Source organism: Streptomyces sp. NBC_00210 (assembly GCF_045160975.1).
Taxonomy (GTDB): Bacteria; Actinomycetota; Actinomycetes; order Streptomycetales; family Streptomycetaceae; genus Streptomyces.
Map to the genome: position 1 here is coordinate 6727469 of NZ_CP108120.1, position 16901 is coordinate 6744369.

Annotated in this window: 17 protein-coding genes and 1 pseudogene; 7 read left to right on the forward strand and 11 right to left on the reverse strand. The window is 70.4% G+C overall.

The features are described 5' to 3' along the window. Nucleotides 1-62 precede the first annotated feature (62 nt). From OG729_RS30375 to OG729_RS30385, 3 genes are read right to left on the reverse strand one after another with little or no spacing between them, the layout of a single operon-like run. A complete protein-coding gene (locus tag OG729_RS30375; RefSeq protein ID WP_360883859.1) occupies nt 63-509 on the reverse strand; it encodes a hypothetical protein in 447 nt (148 codons plus the stop codon). A 14-nt stretch (nt 510-523) separates the two neighbouring features. Further along, nucleotides 524-1684, reverse strand: a complete 1161-nt coding sequence (locus OG729_RS30380) for a hypothetical protein (RefSeq protein ID WP_405809064.1) — start codon at nt 1682-1684, stop codon at nt 524-526. A gap of 36 nt (nt 1685-1720) precedes the next feature. Continuing rightward, a complete protein-coding gene (locus OG729_RS30385) occupies nt 1721-1960 on the reverse strand; it encodes a hypothetical protein (RefSeq protein WP_360883854.1) in 240 nt (79 codons plus the stop codon). A gap of 385 nt (nt 1961-2345) precedes the next feature. Between OG729_RS30385 and OG729_RS30390 the strand changes: the two genes are divergently transcribed. From OG729_RS30390 to OG729_RS30410, 5 genes are all read left to right on the forward strand, one after another. Continuing rightward, nucleotides 2346-3779: an alkaline phosphatase PhoX gene (locus tag OG729_RS30390; RefSeq protein WP_405811339.1), complete on the forward strand. Its 1434-nt coding sequence runs from the start codon at nt 2346-2348 to the stop codon at nt 3777-3779. 333 nt (nt 3780-4112) lie between these two features. Then, the gene (locus OG729_RS30395; protein WP_405809066.1) at nt 4113-5690 is read left to right on the forward strand and encodes a TROVE domain-containing protein; all 1578 of its coding nucleotides are present in this window, start codon (nt 4113-4115) and stop codon (nt 5688-5690) included. 59 nt (nt 5691-5749) lie between these two features. Further along, a complete protein-coding gene (locus tag OG729_RS30400; protein ID WP_360883848.1) occupies nt 5750-6406 on the forward strand; it encodes a GntR family transcriptional regulator in 657 nt (218 codons plus the stop codon). A 71-nt stretch (nt 6407-6477) separates the two neighbouring features. Next, nucleotides 6478-7503 (forward strand): 1-aminocyclopropane-1-carboxylate deaminase, encoded by a 1026-nt coding sequence (locus OG729_RS30405; RefSeq protein ID WP_405809069.1) that lies wholly within the window; start codon nt 6478-6480, stop codon nt 7501-7503. A gap of 39 nt (nt 7504-7542) precedes the next feature. Then, nucleotides 7543-7773: a hypothetical protein gene (locus OG729_RS30410; RefSeq protein ID WP_360883843.1), complete on the forward strand. Its 231-nt coding sequence runs from the start codon at nt 7543-7545 to the stop codon at nt 7771-7773. A gap of 64 nt (nt 7774-7837) precedes the next feature. Here OG729_RS30410 and OG729_RS30415 read toward each other — a convergent pair whose 3' ends face one another. Both OG729_RS30415 and OG729_RS30420 read right to left on the reverse strand, forming a co-directional pair. Beyond that, nucleotides 7838-9049 carry a TerD family protein gene (locus tag OG729_RS30415; protein ID WP_405809071.1) on the reverse strand — a complete coding sequence of 404 codons (1212 nt, stop codon included), beginning with the start codon at nt 9047-9049 and terminating at the stop codon, nt 7838-7840. 84 nt (nt 9050-9133) lie between these two features. Next, nucleotides 9134-9958 carry an NAD-dependent epimerase/dehydratase family protein gene (locus OG729_RS30420; RefSeq protein WP_405809073.1) on the reverse strand — a complete coding sequence of 275 codons (825 nt, stop codon included), beginning with the start codon at nt 9956-9958 and terminating at the stop codon, nt 9134-9136. Nucleotides 9959-10198: 240 nt separating this feature from the next. Here OG729_RS30420 and OG729_RS30425 point away from each other — a divergent pair, with 240 nt between their 5' ends. Both OG729_RS30425 and OG729_RS30430 read left to right on the forward strand, forming a co-directional pair. Further along, nucleotides 10199-11143, forward strand: coding sequence for a 5-dehydro-4-deoxyglucarate dehydratase (locus tag OG729_RS30425; protein ID WP_405809075.1), 945 nt, complete (start codon nt 10199-10201; stop codon nt 11141-11143). After that, nucleotides 11140-12303, forward strand: a complete 1164-nt coding sequence (locus OG729_RS30430; RefSeq protein ID WP_405809076.1) for a hypothetical protein — start codon at nt 11140-11142, stop codon at nt 12301-12303. The genes OG729_RS30425 and OG729_RS30430 overlap by 4 nt, the downstream gene beginning before the upstream one ends. 45 nt (nt 12304-12348) lie before the next feature. On the opposite strand, the pseudogene OG729_RS30435 reads toward OG729_RS30430, so the two are convergent. The 6 genes and pseudogenes from OG729_RS30435 to OG729_RS30460 form a co-directional block, all read right to left on the reverse strand. Further along, nucleotides 12349-12520 (reverse strand): annotated as a pseudogene (locus OG729_RS30435) (penicillin-binding protein 2); the annotation flags it as partial. Nucleotides 12521-12529: 9 nt separating this feature from the next. Continuing rightward, a complete protein-coding gene (locus tag OG729_RS30440) occupies nt 12530-13147 on the reverse strand; it encodes a response regulator (protein ID WP_405811341.1) in 618 nt (205 codons plus the stop codon). A 35-nt stretch (nt 13148-13182) separates the two neighbouring features. Beyond that, nucleotides 13183-14439 (reverse strand): sensor histidine kinase, encoded by a 1257-nt coding sequence (locus OG729_RS30445; protein ID WP_405809077.1) that lies wholly within the window; start codon nt 14437-14439, stop codon nt 13183-13185. Continuing rightward, entirely contained in the window at nt 14436-15470 is a 1035-nt protein-coding gene (locus tag OG729_RS30450; protein ID WP_405809079.1) for a hypothetical protein, read from the reverse strand. The genes OG729_RS30445 and OG729_RS30450 overlap by 4 nt, the downstream gene beginning before the upstream one ends. Before the next feature lie 79 nt (nt 15471-15549). Then, nucleotides 15550-16020, reverse strand: coding sequence for a GNAT family N-acetyltransferase (locus OG729_RS30455; protein WP_360883894.1), 471 nt, complete (start codon nt 16018-16020; stop codon nt 15550-15552). A gap of 7 nt (nt 16021-16027) precedes the next feature. Then, nucleotides 16028-16798 carry an IclR family transcriptional regulator gene (locus OG729_RS30460; protein WP_360883824.1) on the reverse strand — a complete coding sequence of 257 codons (771 nt, stop codon included), beginning with the start codon at nt 16796-16798 and terminating at the stop codon, nt 16028-16030. Nucleotides 16799-16901: the final 103 nt, after the last annotated feature.

Sequence of the window (16901 nt, forward strand, 5' to 3'; positions counted from 1 at the left end):
ACGTGGCGCAAGTGGCGGGCGCCGCCCCAGTGAAGGGACGGCGCCCAGTCCGTGAGGGTCCGTCAGCACTCGTACCTGGTCGTGTGCTTGAACGACGACGTCGCTCCCTCGAAACCGTACGTACCCCGGTAGGCCGGCGGGTTCTGGTACTCGCCCACGATCGTGATCGTGTTCGCACACGAACCCTGGCCCGCCCGCTTCGCGTCCAGCCGCAACTGGTCGCCGATCGTGCCGCCCGTGATGTTCCACGGCGCGCCACAGATGCCCGATGTGATCTGGCCGCCCGTCACCACGTGCGGGTACGTGTTCGGGTTGTACTTCACCTCGATGGCGAAGGTGACCTGACCGTTGTGCAGTTCCAGCTTCGCCGTCGTCTGGAGCGCTTCCGCCGCGACCTCCATCGGCCTGGCGAACGCCTCGTCGCGCGTCTTGACCTCCGCGCCCTGCGGGTTGAGGTAGCGGTGTTCGGCCCGCGCCTGACCCTTCTGCTTACGCGCCTGCGTGGTCATCGTGCGTCCTCTCCTCAGGCCAGCTGCTCGGCGATTTCGACGCGCAGCAGCGCGCGGACGTTCTCGATGTGGTTGGCCACGGTCACCACGGAGGACCCCGCGAACAGCAGACCGAGCGCGACGTTGTCGAGCGACGTCACCAGCGAACCGGAGTCGCCGCCCGCCGAGATGTTCGTCGTCAGGATCTGGTCCTTGAAGCGAGCCGTCCCCGCCGTGCCGTAGTTGACGTCGATCGTCGCGTCCACCGCGATGATCCGGCCGAAGCTGACGTTCGTCGTACGCCCGGTCTTCTTCACCAGGTCGCCCACCGCCACATTCGCCTTGCGCCGCCATGCCCGCGGCGCGGCGCCGAAGTACTGCTCGCGCGTCGCGTCCTCGAACTCGACCTTGCCGAGCGCCGCGTCGACCACGTTGTTGTGCCGGTCGAGCGGGATCTGCGGCGCGAACTGGATCGTGATGAACCGGTCCAGCGTCGCAATCCGGTCGGCCGGGTCCTGCCCGCCGTCGAACACACCGGGCTGCACGATCGGGCTGCCCAGCTGCGCGCGGTTGGAGTCCGCGAGCACATGGTTGTTGGAGAGGATGTAGAACTTCCCCGGCACTCCCAGCCCCGGCCCCGGCGGGTCCGTCGTGGCGCCGGGCAGGAAGTCGTAGACCACGCTGCCGAGCGTCCCGGCCGTCACCTTCACATTGCCGACCGAGATCCCCGAGGGCGCGGGCCGTAACCGGCGCCGCAGCAGCTGCGGCTCCAGCGTGCCCATCTCACGGAGCTCCTCGAGCAGCGGCTGTGACAGCTGCGCGAGCTGGTCCGCGACGCTGCCGTCCGGCCGGTAGCCGGCTTCCGGCTCCGCCGCACTCCGCGGCTGCTGCCGCTGCCGGCGCTGCGCGGAGACATGACCGACCGCGATCACATCGGTCTGCGTTCCGTCATCCATCTGCTGCGGGATCACATCCCGCTCCGGCAGCATCGACTCCGGGACCTTCTGGGTCACGAAGACGAGCACCGCCTCTTCACCGGTCGGCTGGCCGTCGCTCCACTTCACGCCGTGGCCGAAGCCCACGACATTGGCGAGCGGCGCCTGCGGCCGCAGGAAGTCACTCATCGCTTGCCGACGGGAGCTGTCACTGAGCTGTCCGCCGGTCGGTCCTCGCATCATTTCGGGCTGGCTGGTCACGCCAGACCACCTCTTCCCCTGGTTCGAAGGGGCTCCTCACAGCTCCTGGTCGTGGGCGCCGACTTCACCGACGGCGAGCACGCGCACCGGTACGCCTTCGAGCTGTGCGGGAACCACGTCTTCTTCCCGGAGCCGGTCGCGGGGCACTTTGCGGGTGACGAAGACGACGATCACGTCCACGCCCGAGTGCTCGTCCCGCCCGGTACCGACACCGGTCACATTGGCCAGCCGCATGAGCCGGCTCTCATGGAGTTCGCGAGCCCGTTTCGCATCCATCCGAGCGGCTCGCCTCCCCCCGCAGGTGATGCAGGTGTAGGGCATGTCTATTGCCAGGCCCCTCGGGGGTCAAGGAGTTCTGCACTAAATCTTGGGATTGGTAGTGATCCGTTCCTGTTGAGATGTTTACCAATACTCTTCGGACATGCCGTCAGGTGCGCAGACGTGAGGCGCCGTTGAGACCGAGGGGCCCAGACCGCCTCTGCGCGACGGCACGGCCGAGGCCCCGGGAGCCTCCGCCCACCAGGACGCGGCGGCCGGTGGCATGGATATTCATGGGCAGCGGGGCCTCTCGTTGTCGGCCTGTGTTCAAGTCCCGTTTATGCGCGGGCGGGAGGGTGTGGCCGTCATCAGCCAGCCGGATGTGTTCCTTCAGGAGTACTCGATGCCGCTCACCCGCAGGGAATTCGCCAGACAGTCCGCGATCACCGGCGCTGGAGTCGCCCTCACCGGCGCCGTCGGCGCGTTCGCCACCGCGCCCGGCGCCCTCGCCGCGGAGGACACCGCGGAGACTACCGAGACCGCCGAGACCGCCGGCCACCACCACGAGCCCGGCTACGGTCCGCTGCTCCCCGACCCCAAGAACATCCTCGCGCTGCCCGCCGGATTCACGTACCGGATCATCACCGAGAGCGGCGTGACCAAGCTGGAGTCGGGTGAGTTCACCCCGTCCAACCACGACGGCACCGCCACCTTCGAAGGCCCGCGCGGAGTGACGCTCCTGGTCAACAACCACGAGCTCAAGGGCCCCCGGTCCGGCTGGAAGTACCCCGTCCCGCTCATCGAAGGACTCGTCTACGACCCCGCCGCGTCCGGCGGCTGCTCGGTCGTCGAGGTCCACCGCAGCGGCGAGGTCGCCCAGTGGGTCGGCATCGCGGGCACCTCCACCAACTGCGCCGGCGGCCGCACCCCTTGGGGCACCTGGCTCACCTGCGAGGAGACCGAGGACCTCGCCGGCAAGAACGGCATGACCAAGGACCACGGCTATGTCTTCGAGGTCGACCCCTGCGACCGGCGCGCCAACCAGAACCCGAAGCCCGTCAAGGCCTTCGGCCGGTATGCCCACGAAGCCGTCGTCATCGACCCCAAGCGCGGCCACGCCTATCTGACCGAGGACGCGTCCGGCCCCAACGGCCTGCTCTACCGCTGGGTCCCGCCGCACGGCTTCAAACACGGCCGCGGACAGCTGAGGACGCTTGCCGACGACGCGGGCGTACTCCAGGCGACCAAGTGCTACGACTCCGGCGGCCGGTTCGTCGACGACCTCTCGCGCGCCACGAAGATCGGCACGGTCTACGGCGTCGACTGGGTCGACGTACCCGACCGCGACGGCCGCACCGCGTCCGTACGCAAGCAGTTCGCCGACAAGGACATCACCCGCGCCCGCAAGCTCGAAGGCATGTGGTGGGGCGACGGCGGCGTGTACATCGTCTCCTCGTACGCCCGTGAGGAGAGCCCTGTCCAGCATGACGGCCAGGTCTGGTTCTACGACCCGCGGCGCCGGACCCTCACCCTGAAGGTGCTGCTGGGCGTCAACCCGGACCCGGCCAAGGACGGCGCCTTCGACGGCCCCGACAACATCACGGTCTCGCCGTACGGCGGTCTCGTCATCGCGGAGGACGGCGAGGGCATCCAACACCTCTTCGGCGCGACGGAGCGTGGGCGGACGTACCCGATAGCCCGCAACGACCTCAACGACAGCGAGTTCACGGGCGTCGTCTTCTCGCCCGACGGAAAGACTCTGTACGCCAATATCCAGACCCCGGGCATCATGCTCGCGATCACGGGCCCCTGGAAGCGCCACTCGCAGCGCGACTGAACCCAGGGCCTGGCCCCGGAAAACCCTTGGCGCGCCTTGGGGTTGGGCTCCTAGAGTCTTCGACGAAAGCTTCATGCACCTCCCGGTGCGCAGGCTGCGGCTACTTCCTCCAACGAAATCACGCCGCCGCCACTTTTGATCTCGGGAGGCTCAGCATGGGGTGCCCGGTGCGCAGGCAACGGTTACTTCTTCGGACCGGGAGGTCGCGGGTTCGAATCCCGCCCAGCTTCGGCGATGTGGAGCAGTCTGGAAGCTCGCCCGGCTAGTCCGTCGCCGACCTCTGATCTCGGGCACTCCTTTGCTGTGCTTCCCCCAGGAATTCGGGGGATTCACATGGCACGTTTCAATATCCGCAAGGCCAGGGCGGGAGCGACCTCTCCCGTGCGTTCGACCGGTCGCACCCTGCGTACTCACCAGGGCGGCATCGGCGCCGAGCGCGACGCACGCTGCGAGCTTTTTCTGCTCGCGGTAGCCAATTTCGTTTCGCAGCAGACCTTTTACGAGTCCGGCGGCGACCGCGACGACCGCTTCAGCACTCTCGTGCGGGAGCTCGCCGTCGAGGACCCGGAGTGGACCGCGGGGCTGCTCGGCTGGCTGAGCGGCGAGGGCAATATGCGCACCGCCTCCATCGTCGGCGCCGCCGAGTACGTCAAGGCGCGCCTCGACGCCGGAGCCACCGGGGGACCGGCGAACCGTCAGGTCGTCGACTCCGTGCTGCGCCGCGCCGACGAGCCCGGCGAACTGCTCGGCTACTGGACCTCGCAGTACGGCCGCGCCGTGCCCAAGCCCGTCAAGCGCGGTATTGCCGACGCCGTGGCGCGCCTGTACAGCGCTACGTCCCTGCTGAAGTACGACACGGCCTCCAAGGGCTACCGCTTCGGCGACATCCTCAACCTGGTGCACGCCTCGCCCGACCCCGACAAGCCGTGGCAGGGCGCGCTGTTCCAGTACGCACTCGACCGCCGGCACAACCCGGACACGGCCGAGCCGCCCGCCGCGATCCCCGCTCTCGCCGCCCACCGGGCGCTGATGGCGGTTCCGGTCGCCGAGCGGCGCGCGGTGATCACCGCGCCCGAGGGGGCCGCACGCCTCGCCGGGGCGTCAATGACCTGGGAGGCGCTCGCGGGCTGGCTGCAGGGCCCCATGGACGCGACGGCCTGGGAGGCCGTGATCCCGTCCATGGGCGCGATGGCGCTGGTCCGCAATCTGCGGAACTTCGACGAGGCCGGAATCTCGGACAGGGTTGCCGCAGCGGTCGCGGCGAAGATCTCGGACCCGGAAGTCGTCGTGAAGTCGCGTCAGTTCCCGTTCCGCTATCTCGCCGCCTACCAGCACGCCCCCTCGCTGCGCTGGTCGTACGCGCTGGAGCAGGCGCTCGGCCACTCACTGGCCAATGTGCCCGCGCTGCCCGGCCGCACGCTGGTCCTGGTCGACCGCTCGGGCTCCATGTGGGCGCCGCTCTCGGACCGTTCCGAGCTCAACCGCGCGGACGCGGCCGCGATCTTCGGCACGGCCGTGGCGATGCGGGCGGCCGACGCCGACCTGGTGCAGTTCGGTACGACCAGCTCGCGCGTGAGGTATCCCAAGGGCGAGTCGGTGCTCAGGGTTCTGGGCCGCTTCGGCAACCTCGGCGGCACCGACACGACCTCGGCGGTACGGGCCCACTACGAGGGACACGACCGGGTGCTGATCGTCACCGACGAGCAGACGGCGTACAGCTACCACGGGGACCCGACCGAGCAGATCCCGGCGCACATTCCGGTCTACACCTGGAACCTGGCGGGCTACGGGGCGGGCCATGCGCAGTCGGGGAAGCCGAACCGGCACACCTTCGGCGGCCTCACGGATGCGGCCTTCCGCATGGTGCCGCTGCTCGAGCGGGGCCGGGACGCCGACTGGCCCTGGGGATGAGCCGCGGCCGTTGGGCTCGCCGTTGTGCTTCCATGGATTGACATCTAACATTTCAGTTCATGGGAGCACTGCGACCGGTACCGAGGACCCTGCTGCGCGACACGGCGTACGCGGCCATCCGCGACGCCATTGTGCGCGGCGAGCTCCCACCGGGAGAGCCGGTGCGGGACGCAGACCTCGCCGAGCGGCTGGGGCTCTCGCGAGCCCCGGTGCGCGACGCGCTCGCGCGGCTCGCCGACGAAGGGCTCGTCGAGACCAAGCCGCAGAGCTACACACGCGTGACACGGCTGGAACCGCGGGCCGTGCGCGAGGCGGCCGTGGTCGTACGGGCCATGCACGAACTGGCCGCCCGCGCCGCCGTGCCGCTGCTCACGCCCGAGGACGTCGCCGCGATGCGGGCCGCGAACGCCCGCTTCGAGAACGCGACCCGCAGCGGCGCGGTCGGTGAGGCGCTTCAGGCGGACGACGAGCTGCACGACGTTCTCGTACGGGCCTGTGGCAACCGCGCCGTCGCGGCGACGATCTCGCGTTACACCCCACTGATCCGCCGACTGGAGTGGCGGCAGTTCGCCGAGGCGAGCGCGCTGGAGTCGGCCGAGCTGCATGAGCGGCTCATCGACGCCTGCGCCGGATCGGACGCGGACGGGGCGGCCCGTATCACCGCCCGGATCTGGCGCGCGCTCGAAGAGCTTGCGGACGGAGCCTCTGTCATCTGATCCGCATCTGATTCGCATCTGATCCGTGTCCGACCAGCGTCCGACCAGCGTCCGATCCGAAGGAGCTCACCGTGCCGACCGCCTCGATCACGTCGTACGAGCGCTGTCCGCTACTGTTCGGCCCCTCGCCGGTGCACCGGCTCGACCGGCTCACCCGCCACCTCGGCCGCGCCGAGATCTGGGCCAAGCGCGAGGACTGCAACTCCGGCATCGCCTACGGCGGCAACAAGACGCGGAAGCTGGAGTACCTGGTGGCCGACGCTCTCGCCAAGGGCTGCGACACCCTCGTATCGATCGGTGGGGTGCAGTCGAACCACACCCGCCAGGTCGCCGCGGTCGCCGCCCGCGTCGGCCTTGCCTGTGTCCTCGTGCAGGAGAGCTGGGTCGACTGGCAGGACGCCGGCTACGACAAGGTCGGCAACATCTTGATCAGCAGGCTCGCGGGCGCCGACGTCCGGCTGGTGCGCGCCGGATTCGGCATAGGCGTCAAGGAGAGCTGGGAACAGGCGCTGCACGAGGTCGAGGAGAGCGGCGGGCGGCCCTATGCCATCCCGGCCGGCGCCTCCGACCACCCGCTGGGTGGCCTCGGCTTTGCGCAGTGGGCGTACGAAGTGGACGAGCAGGAGCGGGCGTCGGGGATCTTCTTCGACACCGTCGTGGTGTGCTCGGTGACCGGCAGCACCCAGGCCGGGATGGTCGCGGGCTTCGCCGCGCTCGAAGAGGCGGGTGGCCGGCCGAGGCGCGTGATCGGCATCGACGCGTCCGCCGCGCCGGAGCGCACCAGGGAGCAGATCGGGCGTATGGCACGCAACACCGCCTCACTCATCGGGGTGGAGCGTGAGCTGCGGGATACGGACATCGAACTGGACGAGCGCTACCACGCGGGGACGTACGGCATTCCGGACGAAACGACGCTGGAGGCGATGCGGCTCGCGGCCCGTACGGAGGGGATGGTGACGGACCCCGTCTACGAGGGAAAGTCGATGGCGGGGCTGATCGACCTGGTCACACGCGGTGAGATCGGTTCGGGGGCGAGGGTGCTTTATGCCCATCTCGGCGGGCAGCCCGCACTCAATGCCTACAGCGCGCTGTTCTGACGTGGCGTGGCGGGGTCCCGAGGCCCCATACTCCAGGTAATGACTAAATCAGCCGGATCCCGCCGCCATTTGCCCTCCAGCCCCTTCAACCGACCGGCCGCAGCTGCGCCGCCGATCGAGCAGTACGAAGTGGGTGACCGGGTCTCGCACGACCAGTTCGGGCTCGGCAGAGTCATCGCAGTCGAAGGTGACAATGCCGCCGTACTGGTCGACTTCTCCGGGCGTCAGGGAAGAATCCTGAGCCCCTACTCGAAGCTGGCCAAACTCTGAGGACCGTGGCCACCGGGCCCGCCATCACCTGAATCGGGGTCGATGGGGGGCCCGGCGGCGTGGGTCACAGCGCCTGGGCGGCGGGCTTCACCATGCCTCGCACGGTGCGGGACTTCACGAAGTCGCCCAGGGCGGTCATCTCCCATTCACCCGAGAACTGCTTGATCAGCTTGGCCATCATCACGCCGGTCTGCGGTTCGGCGCTGGTCAGGTCGAAGCGGACCAGCTCCTCGCCGGTCGCCGCGTCGAGCAGTCGGCAGTAGGCCTTGGCGACCTCGGTGAACTTCTGTCCCGAGAAGGAGTTGACGGTGAAGACCAGGCCCGTCGCATCGGCCGGGAGGCGGCCCAGATCGACGACGATCACCTCGTCGTCGCCCGCGCCCTCGCCCGTCAGATTGTCGCCGGAGTGCTTGATCGCGCCGTTCAGGATCGAGAGCTTGCCGAAGTAGCAGCTGTCCAGGTGGTTGCGGTTCGGGCCGTAGGCGATGACGGACGCGTCGAGGTCGATGTCCTTGCCGCGGAAGGCGGGCTCCCAGCCGAGGCCCATCTTGACCTGGGAGAGCAGCGGGCGGCCGCCCTTGACCAGCGAGACGGTCTGGTTCTTCTGCAGGCTGACCCGGCCCTTGTCCAGGTTGATCTTCCCGGCGCCGGGCGCAGGGGCGGCCGGGGGCGTGGAGGGTGCGGGCGGTGCGGCAGCGGCGATCCGCGGATCGGCGGGCGCGGCCGCAGGGACGGGGGGCACGGGCGCGGCCGGAGCGGCTGCGGCGGCGGGCTCCTCGTCGACCGAGACGCCGAAGTCCGTGGCGATGCCCGCCAGGCCGTTCGCATAGCCCTGGCCGACCGCGCGGGCCTTCCAGGCGCCGCCCCGCAGATAGATCTCCACGACGACCAGCGCGGTCTCGGTGCCGAGCCGCGGCGGGGTGAAGGTGGCGAGCGCGCTTCCGTCGTCGGCGTTACGGATGGTGGCGGTGGGCTCGATGCCCTGGAAGGTCTGGCCCGCGGCGTCCGGGCTCGCCGTGACGACGATCTTCTCGATGCCGGGCGGGACGGCGGCGGTGTCCACCACGATCGCGTCGGGGGCGGTGCCGCCGCCCGAGCGATAGCTGACGCCGGGGCCCGCCGGCTGGTTGTAGAAGATGAAGTCGTCGTCTGAGCGCACCTTGCCGTCGGCGGTGAGCAGCAGGCCCGATACGTCGAGCCGCACCGGGGCGGCGACGTCCACCGCCACGCGGGCGGCAGCGAGAGGGATGTTCGAGCCGGGGGTCATAGCTGTCATGCCAGACGTAACGAGCGAGGGCGCTTTACCGTTCCCTTACCTTGCGGCCCTGTTACCGGCCCTGTCTTGCCGAGCCTGTGGCGCTCAGTACGGCCACCGGGGCGGACTGGTCGTGAAGTGCCCGCCCAGATACGCGTGGTCCGGATTGTCCGGGTCGAGTTCGCCCTGTTCCGCGATGAGCTTCTCGGCGTACTGCTCCGAGTCGTCCTGCGGTTCGTAGCCGAGAGCGCGTGCCGTTGTGAGGTCCCACCACAGCCGGGTGTTGGCGGAGGAGCCGTAGACGACGGCGTGGCCGACGTTCTCGGCGGTGAGGGCCGCATGGAAGAGTCGCGCGCCGTCGCCCGGACTCATCCACACCGAGAGCATCCGTACCGATGTCGGCTCCATGAAGCAGGAGCCGATCCGGACGGAGACGGTCTCCAGGCCGTGCAGATCCCAGTAGAGCTGGGCCAGGTCCTCGCCGAAGCACTTGGACAGGCCGTAGTACGTGTCGGGGCGGCGCGGGGTGTCGATGGGGATCAGCTGGTCCGGCGCGAAGGGCGGCAGGCCGTGCGGGCGCGGGGTGAAGCCGACCGCGTGGTTGCTGGAGGCGAAGACGATGCGTCCGATGCCCTCCTCGCGGGCCGCCTCGTAGAGGTTGTACGTCCCCTCGATGTTCGCGCGGAGGATCTTGTCGAAGGAGGCCTCCAGGGAGATGCCCGCGAGATGGATGATCGCGTCGACGCCCCGTACCGCTGCGCGCAGCGCCTCCTTGTCGGCGAGGTCGGCGGTGATCGCATCCGGCACACCCTCGATGAGGGTGGCGTCGAAGAGGCGGAGCTCGTAGCCGTACGCGGGCAGCAGCCCCCGCATCAGTGTGCCGAGGCCGCCGGCGGCGCCGGTGAGCAGGACGGTGCGGGGAGCGGGCATGGATGGATCTCCTTGAACTGCTCAGGTCCGTAGACGACATTCACATGCATGGACACGCTAGGGAGTGGTCCGGACACCGTCAAGTGTCCCGCGGAGGGGTCGAATCCGCCTCTGAGTTGCGGCGTTCCGTCTTGACCTGCCCCGTGTGGCTGCCCTAGCGTGACGGGCGTTCATAAATATGGACGTCGATCAGAATTGTGCACGAGTCTGCAGGCTCGGTGCACGGCCCAGGGAGCGCCCGTGACCTCAGCCCCGCTCGCCGCCCGGCTCACCCGGGTCCAAGGACCGCTGTTCTTTCCCGTCACCGCGTACGGACCGGACGGCGCCCTCGACCTCGATGCCTTCCGCGCCCATGTGAGGAACGGCATCGACTCCGGCGCGGCCGCGGTCTTCGCGTGCTGCGGAACGGGCGAGTTCCACGCCCTGACCCCCGAGGAGTTCGGCGAGTGCGTCGCCGCGGCCGTGGCCGAGACGGCCGGCGAGGTGCCCGTCGTCGCCGGAGTCGGCTACGGCACCGCGCTCGCCCTCCAGTACGCGAGGATCGCCGAGGCCGCGGGCGCCGACGGGCTGCTCGCCATGCCGCCCTACCTCGTCGTAGCCGACCAGCCCGGACTTCTGCACCACTACACGGCACTCGCCGAGGGCACCTCCCTCGACGTCATCGTCTACCAGCGCGACAACGCCGTCTTCACCCCTGAGACCGTCGTCGAACTGGCCCAGGTCGACGGCATCATCGGCCTCAAGGACGGCCACGGCGACCTCGACCTGATGCAGCGCATCGTCAGCGCCGTCCGCCGTGAACTGCCGGATCGGGACTTCCTCTACTTCAACGGGCTGCCCACCGCCGAGCTCACCGGCCTCGCCTACCGCGGCATCGGCATCACCCTGTACTCCTCCGCCGTCTTCGCCTTCGCCCCCGACATCGCCCTCGCCTTCCATCGCGCGCTGGCCACGGGCGACGACAAGACCGTGGGTCGGCTGCTCGACGGCTTCTTCGTGCCGCTCGTCGAACTGCGCAGTCTCGGCCGCGGCTACGCCGTATCGCTCGTCAAGGCGGGCGTACGCCTCGGCGGCCTGGAGGTGGGCGAGGTGCGGCCGCCGCTGAGCGAGCCCCTCGACATCCACATCAAGGCACTCGCGGCGCTGATCGAGCGCGGCCGCGCCCTGTTGGCGGAGGGCGCGTGAAGGTCTCCGCGTTCCTCTACCCCTGGGACGTCACCGGGGACCCGGACGCCGCAGGCCGTATCGCGGACCTCGGCGTCCAGCAGGTCACCCTGGCCGCCGCCTACCACTCGACGCGTGCCCTGACCTCGCGCCACCCCCGGCACCGGATCGTCACGGCGCAGCACGCCGCCGTGCTCTACGAAGTGGACCAGGAGCGCTGGGCGGGCCGGGAGCTGCGGCCGTACCCCGCCGGGGACTGGGCCCCCGGCGATGCCTACGCAGAGGCCGCAGCGACCCTGGCCGACGCCGGACTCGAGGTCCACACCTGGGTCGTCCTCGCCCACAACTCCCGTCTGGGCGCCGAACATCCGGACACCTCCGTCGTCAACGCCTACGGCGACCGCTACCCCTGGGCGCCCTGCATCGCCCAGAGCGGCGTCCGCGCCCTGCTGGTGGACCTCGCGGCCGAGGCGGCGACCAGAAGGGGCGCGCACGGCACCGAGCTGGAGTCCTGCGGCTGGTACGGCCTCGCGCATCTGCACGCCCACGACAAGATCGCGGGTGTCGGCATCGGCGAGGCCGCGCAGTATCTGATGTCGCTGTGCTTCTGCCCCGCCTGCCGCCAGGGGTACGGACGACAGGGCCTGGAACCGCACCTGCTGGCCGCCGCGGTACGGGACGCGCTGGAGCCGGTCTGGGCCGGCACTGCGCAGGCCGACGCGCCGGTCGACAAGCTGCTCGGCGCGGAACTGACCGCAGCCACGCTGGAGTTCCGGACGCGGACGGCCCGCACCCTCCAGGAGGCCGCCGTCGCCGCGGTGCGGGCGGCGGCTCCCGACGGCTTCCAGGTGCTGCTGCACGCCGACCCCGTCGCTTACCACTGCGGGGCGAACGCGGGAGTCGACCCCGCGCACATCCTGTCCGTCGCGGACGGCGTGGTGGTGCCCTGCACGGGCGGCGCCCAGCTGCTCACCCCCTTCGCGGAGCGCCGGGTCGACGGCGCGGTGCTGGCCGCCAACCTCACCGTCGTGCGGGGCATGGGCGGCAGCCCCGGCACGCTGGCCAAGGACGCGGCCCGGGCCGCCGGGCTGGGCGCGAACCAACTGCGGCTCTACCACGCGGGGCTGGCGTCCGACGCGGACCTTGCGACGGTGGCGGACGCGCTGTCAGGCCTGGCCTGAACGCCGCAGCGAGCAGCTGGGGCGCGGGGCATCTCGAGCCGGTCATCAGGACCTCAGGGCCGCGGCCATCATCTTGGGCAATGGGCGCGGCCAGACCGTTGCCGCTGACCTCGGGGCGGACCGCGCCCGAATCCTCGATCATGACGGCGACCGCGACCTCCTTGCCACCGGCTGTGTTCTGGTCGGCCTAGGCGTAGGACGTGAACCAGGCGTACGGCGCCCCGAGTCAGCCCGGCGAGATGAACCCGGACTCGTACGCCGCGATCACCGCCTGCGTACGGTCCCTCGCGCCTGTCTTCGCAAGCACCGCCGCCACATGCGTCTTCGTCGTCGCCGGACCCACGCCCATCCGCCCGGCGATCTCCGCGTTCGTCAGCCCCGTAGCCATCAGCCGCAGCACCTCGGCCTCGCGCTCGGTCAGCCGGGCCGCCCACGGCGGGGGAGCCGCGGGCCGACGGCTGCCGTACTCGGCGGCCAGCGAACGCACCGCGGACGGGAAGAGCAGCGAATCGCTGCGGGCGACCAGCCGCACCGCCTGGACGAGCTCCTCCGCCGCGGCCCGTTTGAGCAGAAAGCCGGCGGCTCCGGCACGCAGCGCGTCGTACACGTACGAGTCGTTCTCGAAGGTCGTCACCACCACGATCCGCGGCGCTTCGGTGAGTGTGCCCAGGATCTGTTCGGTGGCCCGGATGCCGTCGATCCGAGGCATCCGCACATCCATCAGGACTACGTCGGGGCGCAGTTCGCGCACCACCGACACCGCCTCGGCGCCGGTCGACGCCTCGCCGACGACTTCCAGGTCGGGCTCGGCGTCGAGGATCACGCGCAGCGCCGTACGGACCATCCGCTCGTCGTCGGCGAGCACGACCCGGATCGCGCTCACCGTCCGCCGCCCAGGGGGAGGCGCGCGGACAGCCGCCACACCGAGTCCTGCTCTCCCGCCTGCGCGTGTCCGCCCAGCAGCGCGGCACGCTCGGCGATGCCGCGCACTCCGCGGCCGCCTCCCGGGCGGACCACCGGTGCCCTGTCGGGCAGCGGATTCTCCATCGTGATCTCCAACTCCTCGCCGTGCAGGGCGATCCACAGGGACACCGGGGACGCCCCGGCATGGCGCAGGGCGTTGCTCAGCCCTTCCTGGACGATGCGGTACGCCTCGCACGAGACGGGCGCCGGGACGGCGGCCAGGTCGCCGTCGGCGGTGAGCGAGACCGGCACGCCGCTGCGGGCGATCAGACCGTCCAGGGTCTTGAGGGTCGGCCCGGTGAGCCGGGCCGCTCCGTCCTCGCCCTGGCGCAACAGGCCCAGCACGGAGTCGAGTTCGCCCACCGTGCGCCGAGTGGTCTCCTCGATCGCGGCCAGGGCCTCGCGTACGAACTCCACATCGCTGTCGAGGACCTTGCGGGCCGCACCCGCCTGGAGAGTGACGGCGCTCAGGGCATGGCCCACCGAGTCGTGCAGCTCGCGGGCCAGACGGTTGCGCTCGGCCAGTTCGGTGGCCCGGCGCTCGGCGGCGGCAAGACGGTCCGAGGGGGTCGGGCCGAGGAGAACCGGGGCCTGGCGGGCCAGCAGTGCCCCGGCCGCGGCCGCGCAGCCCGCGAGCGCGATCAGCATGGCGATCCCGGCGAACGGGCACAGGGCCAGTGCCCAGGGGTGGCCGAGGTAGTCGGGGACCATGACCCAGTCCCTGAGCCCTCCGGAGAGCGGCAGCAGGATCAACGTCACGGCGAACGGCGGCAGCGCGAGCGAGGCGCCGCTGATCAACGCGCCGATTCCCGCGTGCAGCGTGAACCAGCCCGAGGTCCGCAGCTGCGCGTCCCACGAGCGCGTCGGCCCCTCCGCGAACCGCTCGGCGGGCACCCCGCACAGGGCCTTCGCCAGGGCGACCGCCAGCGGTCTGGTGAGCGGGAACAACAGCGCGGTCACCGCGGCAATCGGCAGCGCGACGCCGTACGCGCCGAACTGGAGGGCGAGGGAGTCGGAGAACATGCTCTTGGCACCGACGAGCGGGCCGACGATCACCGTGCCCACCAGCCAGTACGGCATCAACAGGGCGCCGCCCAGGATCAGATGGAGCCAGCGAAGCCTTGCCCGCGTCCCGAACAGGGCCCGGGCGGACACCTTGAGGGCTCTCTTCACGCGCCGCGCCGCCGCAGGAATGAGGCGGTGCCGGTGACGACGAGCAGGCCGACGATCATGCCCACAGCGTAGGTCAGGGCCATCAACCCCGTTGCCCGCTCACCGTCTTCGGGCCCGGGCAGTATGGCGGCGATCAGCAGCCAGATGCCCCAGCAGCCGACCGCGCCCGACCCCACCCAGGCCATCGCCAGCGGCGTCTTCAGCGGCAGTGCCGGGGCCGGGCGGAAGGCGATGAGCAGCGCTCCCGCCACGGCCACGGCCACGAAGAGGGCGCTTACCCCTTCGAGTACATAGAAGTCGGCCGTGCGCTGCTCTATGCGCGGGTGGCTCAGACCGGTCGTGGCGCCGCACGCCCAGAGCAGACGCATCGTGAAGGGGAAGAGCGCGAGCACGGCGGCGGCCGCGGCGCACACCTTCAGCAGCCGGCCGGCGGCGGCCGAGGGCAGATCCCAGACCCGGCCCCGCCACACATGCCCCCAGCGCTCCTTCGCGTACAGCACGAAGAGCGTGCCGAGGGTCAGACCCTGGACGATGAAGCCGGAGTAGACGACGCCGAAGACCCACTCGTCGAGGAAGGGCTCGCTCGTGGAGCGCTCGATCCCGCCGTCGGTGAAGGCTTTGACCAGCAGCTGGACCGGGAAGCCGACCATGATCGGAAGCAGCAGTCCGCCCGCGACCCACATGGGGACTGCGAGCAGCCAGGCGGGAACCCGCCTGCCCCAGCCCTGGGTGAGCAGCAGCGCCAGCACGATGACGGCACCGTCCATCAGGACGGTGACGCTGTTGGCCACGGCCATCAGGGCCCGGTTGTCGAGCAGCACGCTGCCGTCCGGGATGCCGATCCGGCTGCCCGCGATCCAGGCGATCTTGAGCGAGAGATAGGGAACGCAGGAGGCGATCACGACGGCGCGCAGCACTCGGTGTGCGGGGTCGTGCCGCTCGGGTGCGCCGCGAAATCGGCGCTCGGGGGTGCGGGGGCTTGCCCCCGCCTTCGGGAAGGGGCTGGAACGGGGACCACTGTGCGGGCTCATGCTGCTTACGCTCCCGGCTCCCGGAGCCCCGCACCTCCTGCGCTGCGACGATCCCTCTCCGCCGTGCGGGGGAGAGGAGTCAGCCCGCCAGGGTGAGGAGCACCTCGTCGGTCTCCGCGCCGCGGGCATGCGCGTAACCCCGGTCCTTGCCGGTGACGGTGAAGCCGCACTTCTGAAGGACCCTGATCGAGCCCGCGTTGTCGGCTGCGGCGCGCGCGTGCAGCGGGCGCTGCGGTACGAGTTCGATCAGCGCGCGCAGCGCGGCGGTGGCCACACCGCGGCCCCAGTACGCGCGGTCGATGAAGTACGTGACCTCGCGCTCCTCGGGCGGTCCGTACACCGAGGCGTGGCCCACGACCACGTCGTCGGCGATGACGGTCCGTATGACGGCGTCCGAGGCGCGGATCCGCGCCCAGTGCGCGTCGAAGTAGGCCCGGTCGGTGGGGTCCTCGCAGGTGAAGGCGGCGATCCGGTTCGACTCGGGGTCGCTCATGTGCCGGAAGAAGTCCGGCAGATCACTGTCGACGACTTCGCGCAGGGTGACGTGCACAGACACTTCAGAGCCTCCGGGTCGCGAGCGTGAGCCGGTCGCGCGCGTCGAAGAGCGCGTCCTTGATCATCTGTTCGTGTCCGGGGGTGAGCCGGGCCACCGGCACCGAGCAGCTTATCGCGTCGCGCGCCGGGGTGCGGTAAGGGATCGCGATCCCGAAGCAGCGCAGCCCCAGCGTGTTCTCCTCGCGGTCCACGGCATAGCCCTGCTCGCGGATCACATGCAGCTCCTCGATGAGCTGCTCGCGGTCGGTGATGGTGTGCTCGGTCAGCGACGCCAGGGTCTCCGGCAGCATCTTGCGCACCTGCTCGTCGCTGTGGGTGGCGAGCAGCGCCTTGCCCAGCGAGGTGGAATGGGCGGGCAGCCGGCGGCCGACGCGGGTGAAGGGGCGCAGATAGTGCTGCGACTGGCGGGTGGCGAGATAGACGACATTGGTGCCGTCGAGGCGGGCGAGGTGAATGGTCTCGGTGGTGTCGTCGGAGAGCCGGTCCAGGGTGGGGCGGGCCGCCGCCACCACCTCGTCGCCGTCGATGTACGAGGTGCCCACGAGCAGCGCCCGTACGCCGATGCCGTACCGCGTGCCCGTCGCGTCCGTCTCCACCCAGCCGAGCTCGACCAGCGTGCGCAGCAGCATGTAGAGGCTGGACTTGGGATAGCCGACGGCCTCCTGGACCGCGGCGAGCGAGTGCATGCCGGGGCGCCCGGCGAAATACTCGAGCAACTCCACCGTCCGCACCGCGGACTTGACCTGTGCCCCACCGGAATCGGCAGTCGACATTGCTCTTCGCCCCTTCTTGACCCGCTGACCTGAACCCGCTGACCTTCTTGACCGCGCAGAACGCCCGGAAATAGAGTCCCACACATTCACCATCGGGAACGCT

What these genes read in the sequence shown, in the direction of transcription:
- OG729_RS30375 (WP_360883859.1), bottom strand. Translation starts at nt 509, where the DNA reads ATGACCACGCAGGCGCGTAAGCAGAAGGGTCAGGCGCGGGCCGAACAC.
- OG729_RS30385 (WP_360883854.1), bottom strand. Translation starts at nt 1,960, where the DNA reads ATGGATGCGAAACGGGCTCGCGAACTCCATGAGAGCCGGCTCATGCGG.
- OG729_RS30390 (WP_405811339.1), top strand. Translation starts at nt 2,346, where the DNA reads ATGCCGCTCACCCGCAGGGAATTCGCCAGACAGTCCGCGATCACCGGC.
- OG729_RS30395 (WP_405809066.1), top strand. Translation starts at nt 4,113, where the DNA reads ATGGCACGTTTCAATATCCGCAAGGCCAGGGCGGGAGCGACCTCTCCC.
- OG729_RS30400 (WP_360883848.1), top strand. Translation starts at nt 5,750, where the DNA reads ATGGGAGCACTGCGACCGGTACCGAGGACCCTGCTGCGCGACACGGCG.
- OG729_RS30410 (WP_360883843.1), top strand. Translation starts at nt 7,543, where the DNA reads ATGACTAAATCAGCCGGATCCCGCCGCCATTTGCCCTCCAGCCCCTTC.
- OG729_RS30415 (WP_405809071.1), bottom strand. Translation starts at nt 9,049, where the DNA reads ATGACAGCTATGACCCCCGGCTCGAACATCCCTCTCGCTGCCGCCCGC.
- OG729_RS30420 (WP_405809073.1), bottom strand. Translation starts at nt 9,958, where the DNA reads ATGCCCGCTCCCCGCACCGTCCTGCTCACCGGCGCCGCCGGCGGCCTC.
- OG729_RS30440 (WP_405811341.1), bottom strand. Translation starts at nt 13,147, where the DNA reads ATGGTCCGTACGGCGCTGCGCGTGATCCTCGACGCCGAGCCCGACCTG.
- OG729_RS30450 (WP_405809079.1), bottom strand. Translation starts at nt 15,470, where the DNA reads ATGAGCCCGCACAGTGGTCCCCGTTCCAGCCCCTTCCCGAAGGCGGGG.
- OG729_RS30460 (WP_360883824.1), bottom strand. Translation starts at nt 16,798, where the DNA reads ATGTCGACTGCCGATTCCGGTGGGGCACAGGTCAAGTCCGCGGTGCGG.